At 66.1% G+C, this 14,477-nt stretch carries 12 protein-coding genes and 1 tRNA gene; 2 read left to right on the forward strand and 11 right to left on the reverse strand.

Translation table 11 applies throughout. The features are described 5' to 3' along the window. The first annotated feature begins 229 nt into the window (after positions 1-229). On the forward strand, positions 230-1,141 hold the full coding sequence (locus O0J15_RS02430; protein ID WP_308305016.1) for a hypothetical protein: 912 nt from the start codon (positions 230-232) through the stop codon (positions 1,139-1,141). A gap of 703 nt (positions 1,142-1,844) precedes the next feature. Further along, a complete protein-coding gene (locus O0J15_RS02435) occupies positions 1,845-2,546 on the forward strand; it encodes a hypothetical protein (RefSeq protein ID WP_308305017.1) in 702 nt (233 codons plus the stop codon). Positions 2,547-2,762: 216 nt separating this feature from the next. On the opposite strand, the gene O0J15_RS02440 is transcribed toward O0J15_RS02435, so the two are convergent. From O0J15_RS02440 to O0J15_RS02490, 11 genes are all read right to left on the reverse strand, one after another. Next, positions 2,763-2,838, reverse strand: a tRNA-Gly gene (locus O0J15_RS02440). 114 nt (positions 2,839-2,952) lie between these two features. Next, positions 2,953-3,579, reverse strand: coding sequence for a CDP-diacylglycerol--glycerol-3-phosphate 3-phosphatidyltransferase (gene pgsA / locus O0J15_RS02445; RefSeq protein WP_012510614.1), 627 nt, complete (start codon positions 3,577-3,579; stop codon positions 2,953-2,955). 18 nt (positions 3,580-3,597) lie between these two features. Next, positions 3,598-5,442, reverse strand: a complete 1,845-nt coding sequence (uvrC, locus tag O0J15_RS02450; RefSeq protein WP_164144415.1) for an excinuclease ABC subunit UvrC — start codon at positions 5,440-5,442, stop codon at positions 3,598-3,600. Further along, the gene (locus O0J15_RS02455) at positions 5,439-6,851 is read right to left on the reverse strand and encodes a hypothetical protein (RefSeq protein ID WP_134734904.1); all 1,413 of its coding nucleotides are present in this window, start codon (positions 6,849-6,851) and stop codon (positions 5,439-5,441) included. Before O0J15_RS02455 ends, uvrC begins: the two co-directional genes overlap by 4 nt. Then, positions 6,848-7,336: a low molecular weight protein-tyrosine-phosphatase gene (locus O0J15_RS02460; protein ID WP_180877538.1), complete on the reverse strand. Its 489-nt coding sequence runs from the start codon at positions 7,334-7,336 to the stop codon at positions 6,848-6,850. The genes O0J15_RS02455 and O0J15_RS02460 overlap by 4 nt, the downstream gene beginning before the upstream one ends. Then, complete coding sequence (kdsB, locus tag O0J15_RS02465; RefSeq protein WP_308305018.1) at positions 7,333-8,106, reverse strand: 3-deoxy-manno-octulosonate cytidylyltransferase; 774 nt, start codon at positions 8,104-8,106, stop codon at positions 7,333-7,335. The genes O0J15_RS02460 and kdsB overlap by 4 nt, the downstream gene beginning before the upstream one ends. 74 nt (positions 8,107-8,180) lie before the next feature. After that, complete coding sequence (gene lpxK / locus O0J15_RS02470) at positions 8,181-9,200, reverse strand: tetraacyldisaccharide 4'-kinase (RefSeq protein ID WP_134734906.1); 1,020 nt, start codon at positions 9,198-9,200, stop codon at positions 8,181-8,183. Then, a complete protein-coding gene (gene msbA, locus O0J15_RS02475) occupies positions 9,200-10,948 on the reverse strand; it encodes a lipid A export permease/ATP-binding protein MsbA (RefSeq protein WP_134729525.1) in 1,749 nt (582 codons plus the stop codon). Before msbA ends, lpxK begins: the two co-directional genes overlap by 1 nt. Continuing rightward, the gene (locus O0J15_RS02480; protein WP_019658998.1) at positions 10,945-11,367 is read right to left on the reverse strand and encodes a biopolymer transporter ExbD; all 423 of its coding nucleotides are present in this window, start codon (positions 11,365-11,367) and stop codon (positions 10,945-10,947) included. Before O0J15_RS02480 ends, msbA begins: the two co-directional genes overlap by 4 nt. A gap of 3 nt (positions 11,368-11,370) precedes the next feature. After that, positions 11,371-12,033: a MotA/TolQ/ExbB proton channel family protein gene (locus O0J15_RS02485; RefSeq protein WP_164144408.1), complete on the reverse strand. Its 663-nt coding sequence runs from the start codon at positions 12,031-12,033 to the stop codon at positions 11,371-11,373. A 3-nt stretch (positions 12,034-12,036) separates the two neighbouring features. Then, a complete protein-coding gene (locus O0J15_RS02490) occupies positions 12,037-14,436 on the reverse strand; it encodes a DNA internalization-related competence protein ComEC/Rec2 (protein ID WP_308305019.1) in 2,400 nt (799 codons plus the stop codon). Between the last annotated feature and the right edge of the window lie 41 nt (positions 14,437-14,477).

The following is a 14,477-nucleotide window of genomic DNA, read 5'->3' on the forward strand; positions in this document are numbered from 1 at the left end:
GAAGCTGAGAAAGGCCGTGATTGGCAGGCCTATTTCAGACAAGTTGCATGGACGGAAGCGAAACCGCATCCGATAGTCCATCGCCATCCAACGAGTCGGTTCCGGTACAAACTCAAGGGCTGGTCAACCAAGCATGAGAAACATTACCGATCCATTGATGATCCAAGCCGAGGATTCGTCAAAGCACCCAAATCTTTCGTCCAGATCCATGCAGATAGCGAGGAGAGCAATGAACACTACGGCCCAGATGAGCAGACTGGACAAAAAAGTGCGCAGATGGGTCAAGCAATGGCCAGATATGCCCATAAATCGGGAGCTATTCCTGACAGAACCATCCAGCGTCATTTCCCACTACCTCGATGATAAAGCCGATCACTTCACACTGAGCCAAGCGTCATTGGATTTATCCATCTGGCACACAATCAACTACGAGAAGGATCTCCTTTCGGGCATTTCGAGTTCAGAGCACCTCTGCTTGGCGTCCCTATACAGTGGCCAATCCCTTGCGCTTGCCAGGACCCTAATCGCTGAGGGGTTAAATATCTCCATACTCCCCAACGACGCATCTCTATCCCTTGGACTTGCCGCCGCGGCTAACCAGAAGGACGAATTTACTGCCAGGCATGAAATTCTGATCGAAGGACTCACTTCACCCTTGCTTGACTTCTCTACCTCAACCAATCCAAAAAATGAAAAAGGCGAGCTATTCTCACACCTTTGGTTCATGATGAAGCTCCATCTGAAAACCATGAACGTGGAACTAGATGTGTCCAACATTTCGCACCCTGCCCATCTACTTCCTTATGAGCGCGCATTAGAAAACTGGGATACACGCGATGAAAAAATCGTCCAAAGCCTGATTTCGGAAATGGCTGAATTCCACATATCCAACACCACCCCCATCACACCCGACGACATTGCAGAATTTGACTACGAATACACCATGCTTTTCCCCTATGAAATAATTACATTCCTGCAGATCCGAACATGGAACGGACTAGTCAATCCCGAGAAATTTGATCACCCTCTGATGAGTCACCCGCTCTCCCTTCATCAAACGGCGACTCATGCTCAGCTCCCGGAGAGCTTCCGCAGCGCTGTCCTTAAGTTCAACTGCAGGCGCGAGCATCAAGCTGTTTGATGCTAGGAGCATCTGAAATTCGGGTGACTACCGACGGCACGGCACCCCACGCCGAAGCACTGCTGCCAGGCCCGCTCGGGGTCAGGCCACCACAGTGCGAAGCAGATCCGCTTAGACCAGGATCTTCACGCGGTCGTCTGTGATTGGATAGATCCATTTGGTGTTGATCCTGGCCTCAAGTACTCAATCGGCCAGTAATCAAGAAAGTTGCACTGAGCGACACGGGCGCTGGGTGGCTCTGCGATTGTCGATGCCAACCATGAACTGCGCGCCGCGAAACGCGCAAACGAAAAACGCCCCCTTGCGGGAGTGTTTTTCTTGAATCTGGAGCGGGAAACGAGACTCGAACTCGCGACCTCAACCTTGGCAAGGTTGCGCTCTACCAACTGAGCTATTCCCTCCGGCGCGCGCCAATCTTCGCCGGATGACTGGCACTGCTCCAAAGGCTGACGGACCCTTCCTCGTCGCCCATAAATGTTCGGTCACATTGGATTCGAAACATGGGCGTTTGCTGCGTCTTTTCGGACTATTTGCATGGACCCATTCCGCTCAGCATAGCAACGTACAACAAGCCATTCGGAATGAGTACACTGTCAAGAGGCTGAGCAGATGCTTATTCAGAGTTTCGAGACAGACGAGTTTATCGAGCGGCAGAACGATTAGTTTGCAGGGAGTGATTCCGGTTCGCTTTAGGAAGAATGAAATGACTACGCTTGATGACATTGCCAAGGACCTTGGCGATACATTCCCATATCGTAAGGTATGTCTTTCACCCGATGATGTACCTAAAGATGTCGCACTGCCCAGGAGCTGGGAGAACTTTGGACTCAGGCCGCACGTCGCCCCGTTCTTTCCTGATGGCTGGCGCTCATTCTCCAATGAGTTCCCATCCACAATTGCACTATTCAAGGACTGCCTGCTGGGCACAGCACTGCTACTAGGTGATGAAACTGAATTGGCGTACATCTTTCATGACGGAAACGGCCTCTACTACTACCTAGGTGGAAGGCCCGTCGAAGGTGCAGCCACAGAGACCTTTGAGTTCAAGCATCTGCCCAGCAGACTGCAGGACTTCTATCGCGAAGTGCACGACGGTTACACCTTCTTTCCTGCGCGCTCCATGGGCCCGCAACGCCTTGGCGACCAGTCACGGGTCTCCGAACTGGTCGATGAGGCAGACGATTCTTTTGTGGCAGGTTGGATCACCGTATTCTCGAACGGCAGCGGAGACTATGTCGCAGTGAACGCCGACAGCCATGATGATTCGGATGGTTTGATTTGGTGGCATGAGCATCCTGCAACTCCAGAATTCGCCATTGATGTCTTCAGAGTGATGGACGCATGGATGGGAGTTTTCCTGGCGGACACCAAGCCTCGCGCGCAACTGCTTGGCAAGCCCTGCTAGCTGCTCGCCCGCCTCGCCCCTTCTCCGTTGATAGCGGACTGGCCTGAGACCAAGTCAGGCGCGCGGTGATGGTCGACCGGCCTGACGACAAGCGTTGATGCCCCATCCCCTCACACAAACGTCGAGCAACTCTCAGACCCCGGCCGCAATCGGCTCAACACGCTTCGGTGGCCCACAACGAGAAACGCTCCCTTGCGGGAGCGTCATTCTTGAATCTGGAGCGGGAAACGAGACTCGAACTCGCGACCTCAACCTTGGCAAGGTTGCGCTCTACCAACTGAGCTATTCCCGCTTGGGAGGCGAAATTTTACCTATTCCAAGGATGCCGTCAAGCGCTTTTTTCAGGGTCTGCGAGGTGCCCGGCGTCGCGTATCCGCGCCATGCGTGAATACGCGCATCGATGGGCTCAGTTGCCCAGCTTCTTCTGCCGCGCACGCTCGCGCGCAGCGCGCTCGTCATCGCGCAGGCTCGGCCAGGCGGCGTGCAGGTACTGCAGGCCCGACCACAGGGTCAGCACCGCGGCAATGGCCAGGGTCCAGTCGCCGATATGGAACACCGGCCAGCCCATCCAGATGTCTTCCACCGGCACGTTGGGGGCCACCGAATACAGCAGGCACAACAGCGCGACCATCTGCGCGGTGGTCTTGACCTTGCCGATCATCGCCACGCGTACCTTGGCGCGCTGGCCCAGTTCGGCCATCCATTCGCGCAGCGCCGACACCGCGATCTCGCGGCCGACGATGACCGCCGCCCAGAACGCCATCCACGGCGTCGGGTGGCCCTGCACGATCAGGAACAGCGCTACTGCCACCATCAGCTTGTCCGCGACCGGATCGAGGAACGCGCCGAAGGCCGACTCCAGCTGGTAACGGCGTGCGATCCAGCCATCGAGCCAGTCGGTGATCGCGGCCAGGCCGAAGATCGCCGCCGAAGCGAAGTTGGTCCAGGTGTAGGGCAGGTAGAACACCAGCACCAGCACCGGGATCATCACGATCCGCAACAACGTCAGCCAGGTGGGCAGGGTCAACTTCATGCTTGCGTGCTTCTCTCTCTACTCGGCCGCATCGGGCGTGGCCAACCCGTGCAGGTTAGCGTAGATACGTGCCGCGAGGGCGTCATTGATGCCTTCCACCTTGGCGATTTCCGCTTCGCCAGCGGCTTTCAGGCCCACCAGGCCACCGAAATGCTTGAGCAGGCTGGCGCGGCGGCGCGGCCCGATGCCGGGGATATCCTCCAGCTTGCTGGTCATCCGTGCCTTCTGGCGGCGCCCACGGTGGCCGGTGATGGCAAAACGGTGCGCCTCGTCGCGAACCTGCTGGATGAACTGCAGTGCCGGGTTGGCCGCGCCCGGGCGCAGCTCGCGGCCATCGGGCATTACCAGCGCTTCGTGGCCGGCGCGGCGCTCCACGCCCTTGGCCACGCCCACCAGCAGCACGCCTTCCACGCCCAGGTCGGCCAGTGCGGCCTGCGCCTGCGCCAGCTGCCCGGCGCCGCCGTCGATCAGCAGCACGTCCGGCAGCACGCCCTGCTCTTCCACCGCACGGCGGAAGCGGCGGTCGATGGCCTGGCGCATGGCGGCGTAGTCATCGCCCGGCTCGATGCCGCTGATGTTGAAGCGGCGATACTGCGCGCGCACCGGACCGGCGGCGTCGAACACCACGCACGAGGCCACGGTGGCCTCGCCCAGGGTGTGACTGATGTCGAAACATTCGACCCGCTTGACCGGCTCGGCCAGGCCCAGCATGTCGCGCAGTGCGTCGCTGCGCGCCTGCTGCGCGTTGCGGCTGTTGAGTTCGGTGGCCAGGGTCAGCTGCGCGTTGCGGCTGGCCAGTTCCACGTAGCCGGCGCGCTCGCCGCGCACGTTCCACTTCAGCTGCACCTTGCGCTCGGCCGAGGCCGAGAGCGCGGCAACCAGCAGGTCGGCATCGGGAATTTCGCGGTCCAGCAGGATCTCGCGCGGCGGCTCGAATTCGATGTAGTACTGCGAAACGAACGCGGCCAGCACTTCCTCCGGGCTTTCCTCGCCGTTGGTGCGCGGGAAGAACGGGCGGGTGCCGAGGTTGCGGCCATCTCGGAAGGCCAGCAGCAGCACGCAGGCCTGCGACCCCTGCATGGCCACCGCCAGCACGTCCAGGTCGGCAGCACGGCCATCCACGTACTGGCGGGTCTGCATGCTGCGCAGCGAGGAAATCAGGTCACGCAGGCGCGCGGCCTGCTCGAATTCCAGTGCCTCGCTGGCGGCCTGCATCTGCTCGCCCAGCTCGCGCGTCAGTTCGTCGCTCTTGCCCTCCAGGAACAGCGCGGCGCGGCGCACCGATTCGGCGTACTCGGCAGGCGCTACCAGCTCCACGCACGGCGCGCTGCAACGGCCGATCTGGTACTGCAGGCACGGCCGCGAACGGTTGCGGAACACGCTGTCCTCGCAGCTGCGCAGCTTGAACAGCTTGTGCATCAGGTTCAGCGTTTCGCGTACCGCGGTCACGCCCGGGTAAGGCCCGAAATAGCGGCCTGGAATGGCGCGCGGGCCGCGATGCAGCGCGATGCGCGGCCAGTCCTCGCGGGTCAGCAGTACATGCGGGTAGGTCTTGTCGTCGCGCAGGGAGACGTTGTAGCGCGGCGAGAGCGATTTGATCAGCTGGTTTTCCAGCAGCAGCGCCTCGGCTTCCGAGCGTGTGACGGTCACGTCCATGCGCGCGATCTGCGAGATCATCGACATGATCCGCGCGTTCTTCGGACTGCCGTTGAAGTAGCTGCCAACGCGATTGCGCAGTGCACGGGCCTTGCCCACATACAGCAGGGTGTCGTCGGCGGCGTACATGCGGTACACGCCGGGCGCGGTGCTGAGCTGGGCCGCGAAGGCCTTGCCGTCGAAGGCCGGGGCGGGAACGTCGGTCATTCGCTGATCGGCACTTCGCTGAGCACGCCGCTGTCGGGATCGAATCGCAGCACGGCATGGGCGTCGGTCTCGGCAATCCACACCGCCCCGGCCCCCACCGCCAGGCCGGCCGGGCCATGCAGGCGACGCGGCAGCGGTTGGGTCGTCAGTTCGCCTCCGCCCAGGCGCAGCGTGCGCAGGCGGCCGTTGCCGGTATCGGCAATCCACAGCAGCGGCGCATCCGGGCTCAGCGCGATGGCCTGCGGGAACTGCAGGCTGGCTTGGGCGCGGGGACCGTCTTCACTGCCGAAGCGCCAGGGCCCCTGCCCGACCAGGGTCTGCACCAGGTCGCCACGCAGCTGAAGCGCGCGGATCGAGGAACCCAGCGCATCGGCCACGTACAGCACCTGCTGCACCACGGCGAGCCCGGTGGGCTGGGCGAAGGCCGCCAGATGGCCGCTGCCATCACGCTCGTCAATGGAGCCGCTGCCTGCGCGCCATTGCAGGCTGCGCTGGCCCAGGTGGTAGCTCCAGATGCGGTTGTCGCCGGCCATCGCGATGTGCAGCTGGTTGTCGGCAATGGCCAAGCCGACCGGGTGGTCCAGCGAGACCTGCCGCGGCTGCGCAACCGGACCTTCCACCGGCGCACCGGGGCGCCCGTTGCCACACAGGGTGTCGACGATGCCGGTCAACAGGTTGATGCGGCGCACGGCATGGTTGCCGGTATCGGCCACGTACAGCGAATCGCGCTCCAGCACCAGCGCCTGCGGGCGATGGAATGCCGCTTCGGCAAGGTTGCCATCCATGAAATCGGCGGTACCGAGGCCGAACTGGCGCAGGATGCGGCCACCGTGGCTGCATTCAAGGATGCGGTGGTGGCCACTGTCGGCGATGTACAGGCGCTCGGTGCTGACTGCCAGCCCCAACGGGAAGCGCAGGGCCTGGCGCGGTTCCGGATGCAGTTCGCTGCCCCCGCGCGACGGCGCCGAAGGGGCTCCCTGGCACAGCGCGTTCAAGGCGCGTTCCAGTTCACCGGGGGCCCCCAGCCCGATCAGCCGTTGCTGCTCCCTGCCCTGTGCATCCAGCAGCACCAGGGTCGGCCAGGCGCTGACGCCGAAGCGGCGCCAGCCATCCCAGTCGGCATCCAGCAGCACAGGCATGGTCAGGCCCTGGCGACGCAGCAGTTTCAGTGCAGCGCTGGCGTCACGTTCGAAATCGAAGCGCGGCACCTGCAGCACCAGCGGCTGCAGCTTGCCCGGATGGCGCGACAGCCATTGGCCGAACTCAGCCAGGCGTTGCGCGCTCCAGGCGGAGGCCGCATTGACGAACAGCAGCGCGACCGGCCGGCCGCGCAGTTCGGTCAGGGTGCAGGGGGTGGCGTTGAGCCAGGTGGCGAACTCGGGCAGGTCCGGGACGGGCTGGACGTTCATGATCCGATTATGCCGGAGTCGGCGTCATGCAACAGTCGTGCCACTGCACGTTTTGCAGCATCGTCGACCAGCGACCAGACCTGTTCGAAATGATCGCTCCCGCCGGTGTACGGATCGGGGATCGCGATCCGCCCCTGCGCGCCGGACCAGGGCAGGTACAGCGCCAGCCGTTCGCGCTGCGCCACCGACGCCAGGCGACCGGCGTCACGCAGGTTGGCCTCGTCGGCACACAGGATCCAGTCGAAACGGTCGAAATCCGCGGCCTGCAGCTGGCGTGCGCGCAGGCTGCCGATGTCCACACCGTGCCCGGCCGCGCAGGCGATCGCACGCCGGTCCGGTGGCTCGCCCACGTGCCAGTCGCCGGTGCCGGCCGAATCCACCTGCACCCGCCCGGCCAGCGGCGAGGCCTCCAGGCGTGCACGCAGCGCACCTTCGGCCATCGGCGAACGGCAGATGTTGCCGAGGCAGACGACCAGCAGCCTCATCGCGCGGCCATCGCCTGCAGCAGCCGCTCGGCGCGCTCCAGGTCCTCGGGCGTGTCGATGCCCGGCGGGAACGGTTCGGGCGAGATCGCCACGCTGATCGGGTAGCCCGCTTCCAGCACGCGCAGCTGTTCCAGCGATTCGACCTGCTCCAGCTGGCCTGGCGGCATCGCCGCGAACCGCTGCAGGAAACCGGCGCGGTAGCCGTAGATGCCGATGTGGCGCAGCCAGTGGTGGCCGTCCGGCAGCGTGTCGCGGCTGCGTGCGAAGCCGTCGCGGTGCCAGGCGATCGGCGCGCGGCTGAAGTACATCGCCTCGTTGCGCACGTTGCGCACTAGCTTCACGACGTTCGGGTCGAAAAGGGTGTGCGCGTCCTCGACGGTCGTGGCGAGAGTCGACATCGGCGCAGTGCCAGCGACCAGCGCATCTGCCACCGCGCGGATGCCGGTCGCCGGTGCGAACGGTTCGTCGCCCTGCAGGTTGACCACCACCGTGTCATCGGCCCAGCCGGCAATGCGTGCGCACTCGGCCAGGCGATCGGTACCCGAGGCATGCGTGGTCGCGGTCATCGCCACCTTCACCTCGGCCAGCCCGGACAGCGCATCGGCAATGCGCTGATCGTCGGTCGCTACCCAGACCTCCCGGGCGCCGGCCTGCAGCGCGCGGCGCGCCACGTGCAGTACCAGCGGTTCACCACCCAGCAGGCGCAACGGCTTGCCGGGCAGCCGCGAGGCGGCATAGCGGGCCGGGATGGCGACGACGAATTCGGTCATGGGGCGGTACTCGGCAGGCTCGTTACAAGGGGAATGCGGCCGGCGGCGCGTGAATGCAAGCGCCGCTGCGCCGCTCAGTTCGGTCGCAGCTTGTCCAGGCGGTCAGTCAGCGCCACCCAGAACGCGGCGGGCAACTCGGCGCGCAGCGGAACCGCGTAGTGCCAGTCGTTGCCGAACGCCCGGCATTTCACCGCATCCTTTTCGGTCATCAGTACCGGCAGCTGGCTGCCGAAGGACAGGTCCTGCGGCTGATAGGCCTGGTGGTCGGCGAACGCATGCGGCACGACGCCGATGCCACGCGCGCGCAGCATGTCGAAGAAGCGCTGTGGATGGGCGATGCCGGCCACCGCATGCACGCGCTGGCCCTTGAAGTACGCCAGCGGGCGCGCGCGGCCACCGGCCAGCGGCTGCGCACTGTCGATGTGCAGGGCCATCGGCCACTGGCCGAAGCCACAGGCCTGTGCCGCAGTCTCCTCATCGGCCTGACCGAGATTGACCACGCGGAAATCGCATTCGCTGGCGCGGCTGACCGGCTCGCGCAGCGGCCCGGCCGGAATCATCCGGCCATTGCCATAGCGACGCTGCGCATCGACCACTTCGATCTCGATGTCGCGCGCCAGCCGGTAGTGCTGCAAACCGTCGTCGCAGACGATCACATCGCAGCCGGCCTCGATCAGCGCCTTGCCGGCAGCAACCCGATCACTGTCCACGCGCACCGGCACGCCGGTCTTCCAGGCGATCAGCACCGGCTCGTCACCGCCCTTGGCGGTTGGCGTGTCGGCCTTTACCCACAGCGGCGTGTCGGCATCCTCGCGCCCGTAACCGCGGCTGGCCACGCCCGGCTTCCAGCCGGCGGCACGCAGGCGCTCCACCAGTGCGATGGTCAGCGGCGTCTTGCCAGTGCCACCGGCGGTGATGTTGCCAACCACGATGACCGGCACCGGCAGCGTGTAACGCTTGCGCCAGCCACGCCGATAGGCGCGCCGGCGCAGCGCGGTGACGCCGGCGTACAGCGGTGCCAGCAGGCGCATCGCCCACGGAACCGGGCTGCCGTCGTACCAGTACGCCGGGGTCTGGGTACCCTTGCCGGCCATCAGTCCTGCCTTTCGCGGAACTGCATGCTGTGCAGATGCTGGTACAGGCCGCCCAGCTCGAGCAGCTCCTTGTGCGTGCCGCGTTCAACGATGCGGCCATGGTCCATCACCAGCACCTGGTCGGCATGCTCGATGGTCGACAGCCGGTGCGCGATGACCAGCGTGGTGCGTTCGGGCATCAGGCGCTGCAGCGCGTCCTGTACCAGGCGCTCGGATTCGTTGTCCAGCGCCGCAGTGGCTTCGTCGAGGATCAGGATCGGGGCGTCGCGCAGGATCGCGCGGGCGATCGCCAGGCGCTGGCGCTGGCCACCGGACAGCAGCGCGCCGTTCTCGCCTACCGGCGTCTGCAGCTGCTGCGGCATGCGTGCGATGAACTCCCACGCGTTGGCGGCTTCGGCCGCCGCGCGGATCTGCTCGTCGGTCGCTTCCATGCCATAGGCGATGTTGGCGGCGATTGTGTCATCGAACAGCATCACCTTCTGCCCGACGATCGCCACCTGCCGGCGCAGGTCAGCCAGCGGATAGTCATCCAGCGCCACGCCATCGAGGGTGATGACGCCGCCACTGGGCTCGTAGAAGCGTGGCACCAGCCGGATCAGGCTGGTCTTGCCGCTGCCGGAACGGCCGACAATGGCCGTCACCGTACCCGGCCTGGCAACGAAACTGATGTCGTCCAGGGCGATGCCACTGTCTTCGCGGTAGCGCAGCATGACGTGGTCGAACGCCAGTTCGCCACGCACGCGTTGCACGCGGTGCTGGCCTTCGTCGCGCTCCACCGGCATGTCGAGGATGCCGAACAGGCGCTCGGCGGCGGACACGCCGCGCGAAATCGAGGTCTGCACGCTGGTCAGGCGCCGCAGCGATGGAATGATCGCCATCATCGAGGTCATCAGGCCCATGAACTGGCCGGCATTGAGGCGGCCGGCCAGGGCTTCGCGGGTCGACACCCAGACGATCACCGCCAGCGCCAGTGCGGCCAGGAACTGCACCACGCTGGACGCCGCTGCGCGGGTCACCTCGACCTTCATGTTCAGCGCCAGCATGCGGTTGGCCAGGCGCGAGTAGCGCGAGATCTCATGCTGCTGGGTGCCGTGCACCTTCACTTCCTGCTGCGCCGCCAAGGACTGCTCGGCGGTCTGCGCCATCGTGCCCATGCCGTCCTGGATGCCGCGGCTGATGCGACGATAGCGCTTGCCCACGTAGGACACGATGGCACCGATCAGCGGCACCACCAGCAGCATCGCCAGGGTTACCTTGACGCTCATCTGCAGCATCACCGCCAGCATCGCGATGATGGTGAGGGTATCGGCCACCACGGTCTTCAGCGCGTCGGCGCTGGCCTGGGTGACCTGCTCGGTATCGAAGTTCAGGCGGCTGACCATCACCGGCGTTGCTTCGGTGTCGAAGTGCGACGACGGCAGGTGCAGGTACTTCTGCAGCACCTGCTCACGCAGGTCGCGGACCACGCTGCGGCCGGTCTTGGCCAGCGTATAGTCGCTGACCCAGGTGGCCACGCTGCGCATCAGGAACAGGCCGAGGATGGTCAGCGGCAGGACCACGGCCGCGCGCGGCTGCGGATCGACAAACCCCTCGTTGACCAGCGGCTCCATCAGCTTGGTGAAGTGATAGCCGGCCAGGGCTTCGACCACCATGGCGATGACCGCGCCCACCATGAACACCCAGTAGGTGCGGGTGTAGCCCAGCAGACGTTTGTAGATCGGCCACACCGGCGCGTGATGGGAACTCATGGACGCACCTCTGGCGCAGTTGCAATGGCGATACGACGGAAACCGAGCTGACCGAGCGCGTCCTGCGCAGTCACCACGGCCTGGTAGGGAGTGCGTGCGTCGGCGCGCAGCAGCACCGGCTGGCTGCGATCGCTGCCGGCGACCGATGCGATGGTCTGCTTGACCGACTCGACATCGCTGCGCAGCACTTCCTGGTCATTGATGAAATAGCGGCCTTCGGCGTTGATCAGCACGCTGAGCGAGCGCGGCGGCTCGTTGCTGGGCTGCTGGCTGGCGGTCGGCAGCTGCACCTGCAGCGTCGAGCGCGCATCGAAGGTGGTGGTGACCACGAAGAAGATGATCAGCACCAGGATGACGTCGATCAGCGGCACCAGATCGATATGCGGCTCATCCTGGGATCGGTCATTGCCGATACGCATCGATCAGGCCTTCGCCGTGGCAGCGTGGGCTGGCCGCGCCGGCGCGGCCGGGTTCATCACCCCGGGGCGGCCGTCGAGCGTATCCAGCAGGGCACTGGCTTCCTGTTCCATTTCCACCACATAGCCGTGGATCCGGCCCTTGAAATAGCGATGGAACATCAGCGCCGGGATGGCCACGATCATGCCGGTGGCGGTGCACACCAGCGCCTTGCCGATGCCGCCGGCCAGCTGGTTCACGTCGCCCACGCCATGGTCGAGGATGCCCAGGAACATCTGGATCATGCCGATCACGGTGCCCAGCAGGCCCAGCAGCGGGCCGGCCGAGGCGATGGTGCCCAGCGCGTTGAGGAAGCGCTCCATGCGGTGCACCAGGTGGCGCCCGGTGTCCTCGATCCGCTCGCGGATCTGGTCGCGCGGGCGGTTGCGCGCTTCCAGCGCAGCGGCCAGCAGCGCGCCCAGCGGCGAGTTGGCGCGCAGGGTCTGCAGGTGCGCCGGGTCAAGCTTGCCGCGTGCGGCCCAGTTGCGCACTTCCTGGCCGAGGCCGGGCGGCATCACTTCAGTCCGCCGCAGGGACCAGAAACGCTCCAGGATGATCGCCAAAGCCAGTACGCCCAACAGCAGCAGCGGCACCATCGGCCAGCCACCGGCCTTGACCAGTTCCCACACGTTTCAACCCTCCGGCCCAACGGCCGCTTGTTCGTTCGGCGATAGGATAGCAGCCGACCGCGCCCGCCCAGCGGCATCCCACCACCGGGATGCGTGGATACGCTGTTCACGCAGCTGCAGCCCTTGTGCACCAAGCCATACGCGGATCGCGCCGGAGTCGGCCGTGGCCAGCACTTCCGCCCCCTGCGCCTGCCAGCGTTGGACCACGTCCTGGCGTGGATGGCCGAAACGGTTGCGGTGGCCGGCCGAAACCACCGCCAACCGTGGCGCCACGGCGGCCACCCACGGCGCGCTGGAGCTGCCACCGCTGCCATGATGCGGCACCAGCACCACATCCGCCTTCAGCGCGGCCGGAGACGACTGCAGCAGCGTCCGCTCGGCCGGTCGGCCGATGTCACCCGGCAGCAGGACCACGCCGTGGGGGCTGGCGATGCGCAGCACGCAGCTGTCTTCGTTCTCGGCCTCACGGCTGCCCGGCGCCGGGTGCAGGACCTGGAAATCTACCCCGTCCCACCGCCAGCGCAGCCCCTGCTGGCAGGGCGTGGCGCCGGCGATGGTGCTGCCCGGTGGCGCCAGCAGCTGCAGTCCGGACAGCTGCCGTCGCAGGCTGGACAGGCTGCCGGTGTGATCAAGATGGTCATGGCTGAGCATCACCTGCCGGGGCGGCGCCTGGCCGAGCGCGCGCAGGGCCGGGACCAGAATGCGCTCGTTGCCCTCGCCGCCGGTCGGAGGCCCTACGTCGTACCAGAGTGCGTGCCGCGCTGTACGCACCAGCACCGCTGTGCCCTGCCCCACATCGTGCACCAGCAGCTCCAGTTCCCCCTCGGCCGGTGCATGCCGCGCCGGCCACAACAGCGGCAGGCACAGCAGCAGGCCCGCCAGGCCACCGCCGGCGCCGCGTGGCAGCAGCCACCAGAACACCCCCGCCAATGCCGCCGGTACGGCCCAGCGCGGCGCCTCGGCCAACCACCACATGGCCTGCGGGTGCAGCGCCAGTGGCTGCAGCGCCTGCCAGCTCAGCTCGAACAGCCAGGCCGCAGCACGCCAGGACCAGCGGCCGGCTCCCTCGTGCAGCGCATGCAGCCCCGTACCCAGCAACGACAACGGCACCACCAGCAACGTCCACCACGGAATGATCGGCAGGTTGACCAGCGGCCCCAACCGCGCGGTGCCGCCGAACAGGGCCACGCACAGCGGCAACAGGCCGAGGCTGGCCACGCCCTGGGCGGCCAGGAAGCCACGCAGGCCCCCACCGGCGCCCTCCGGCCCGGTTCGCGGCAGGCACCACAGCAGCCACAGCACCCCGCCAAAGCTGAGCCAGAAGCCGGCCGACAACACCGACAGCGGCGCCGGCAGCAGCATCACCATCGCGGCCAGGGCCAACCCCTGCCCCGCACCCACCGGGCGACGTCCGGCACGGGCCAGTGCCACCAGCCCGATCATCAGCGCCGCGCGCACCGTTGGCAGCGCGCCGCCGGCGGCCACGGCATAGGCGGCTGCGGCCAGCGCTGCACCCCATGCCGCCGCCTGTGGCCGTGGCCAGCAACGTCCCAGCACCGGGCACAGCCACCACGACAAGCGGCACAGCAGTACCCCGAAGCCCGCCACCACGCCCACGTGAAAACCGGAAATGGCGACCAGATGGGTCAGGCCCAGCGCGCGCAGGTGCTCCCAGTCGGCATCGGACAGCCCGCGGGTATCGCCCAGCGCCAAGGCCTGCACGAACCGCGCGGCAGGATGTGCCACCTGCGTAGCGATGGCGTCACTGCTGCGCTCGCGCCAGGCTGGCAGGCCCTGCGCAGGCGCGCGCTCACGCGCAGCCCCCGGGTCGCGTACCGTGCCATTGCCGGAGATGCCGCGCAGCAAGGCATGGCGTTCGCCGTCGACGCCGCCGGGATTGATCCGCGAACGTGGCGCACGCACGCGCAGCGGCAACTGCCAATGCGATCCCGCACGAACCGCATGCCGCCCACCCTCGGCCTCGTGCGCTGACGACCCGCGCCACGGATCGTTCCAGGTGACCTGCAGGCGCTTGCCGCGCAGCGCTGGCAGCGCATCGGCCTCATCCACGTGCAACACGAAACGGGTGTAGCCGGCCCCCCGCTGCGGAAGATCGGCGACCCGTCCGCTCACCCGCACATCCTGCGGCGGCGCGCCGGGTGGCAGCTGGCCGTGCAGCGCCCAATGCCCGTGCAATGTTGCCCATGCCAGGCCGAGCACGATTGCAGCCCAGGGGCGGCCGCGCCAGCGCAGCAGCCAGCCCGCGCCGCCGGCAACCGCCATCGGCGCGCTCAGCCACAGCGGCAGCAGCGCCGGCATCTGCACGCAGGCCAGCGCGCCCAGCACCAGGCCGGCAGCGCAGCCGGGGCCGAACAGGGCCGGCGCGGAACGTTCGGAAGCCATTCCATCAGCCTGCCGCCAGGCGCTACAGGCTGCCTATCGGG

This window comes from Stenotrophomonas sp. Sm10 (genome assembly GCF_030985515.1).
GTDB classification, from domain to species: Bacteria; Pseudomonadota; Gammaproteobacteria; order Xanthomonadales; family Xanthomonadaceae; genus Stenotrophomonas; species Stenotrophomonas hibiscicola.

Bases quoted from the DNA above. Each gene is read 5' to 3' on its own strand.
- O0J15_RS02430 (WP_308305016.1), top strand. From the start codon at position 230: ATGAACACTACGGCCCAGATGAGCAGACTGGACAAAAAAGTGCGCAGA.
- O0J15_RS02435 (WP_308305017.1), top strand. From the start codon at position 1,845: ATGACTACGCTTGATGACATTGCCAAGGACCTTGGCGATACATTCCCA.
- pgsA (WP_012510614.1), bottom strand. From the start codon at position 3,579: ATGAAGTTGACCCTGCCCACCTGGCTGACGTTGTTGCGGATCGTGATG.
- uvrC (WP_164144415.1), bottom strand. From the start codon at position 5,442: ATGACCGACGTTCCCGCCCCGGCCTTCGACGGCAAGGCCTTCGCGGCC.
- O0J15_RS02455 (WP_134734904.1), bottom strand. From the start codon at position 6,851: ATGAACGTCCAGCCCGTCCCGGACCTGCCCGAGTTCGCCACCTGGCTC.
- O0J15_RS02460 (WP_180877538.1), bottom strand. From the start codon at position 7,336: ATGAGGCTGCTGGTCGTCTGCCTCGGCAACATCTGCCGTTCGCCGATG.
- kdsB (WP_308305018.1), bottom strand. From the start codon at position 8,106: ATGACCGAATTCGTCGTCGCCATCCCGGCCCGCTATGCCGCCTCGCGG.
- lpxK (WP_134734906.1), bottom strand. From the start codon at position 9,200: ATGGCCGGCAAGGGTACCCAGACCCCGGCGTACTGGTACGACGGCAGC.
- msbA (WP_134729525.1), bottom strand. From the start codon at position 10,948: ATGAGTTCCCATCACGCGCCGGTGTGGCCGATCTACAAACGTCTGCTG.
- O0J15_RS02480 (WP_019658998.1), bottom strand. From the start codon at position 11,367: ATGCGTATCGGCAATGACCGATCCCAGGATGAGCCGCATATCGATCTG.
- O0J15_RS02490 (WP_308305019.1), bottom strand. From the start codon at position 14,436: ATGGCTTCCGAACGTTCCGCGCCGGCCCTGTTCGGCCCCGGCTGCGCT.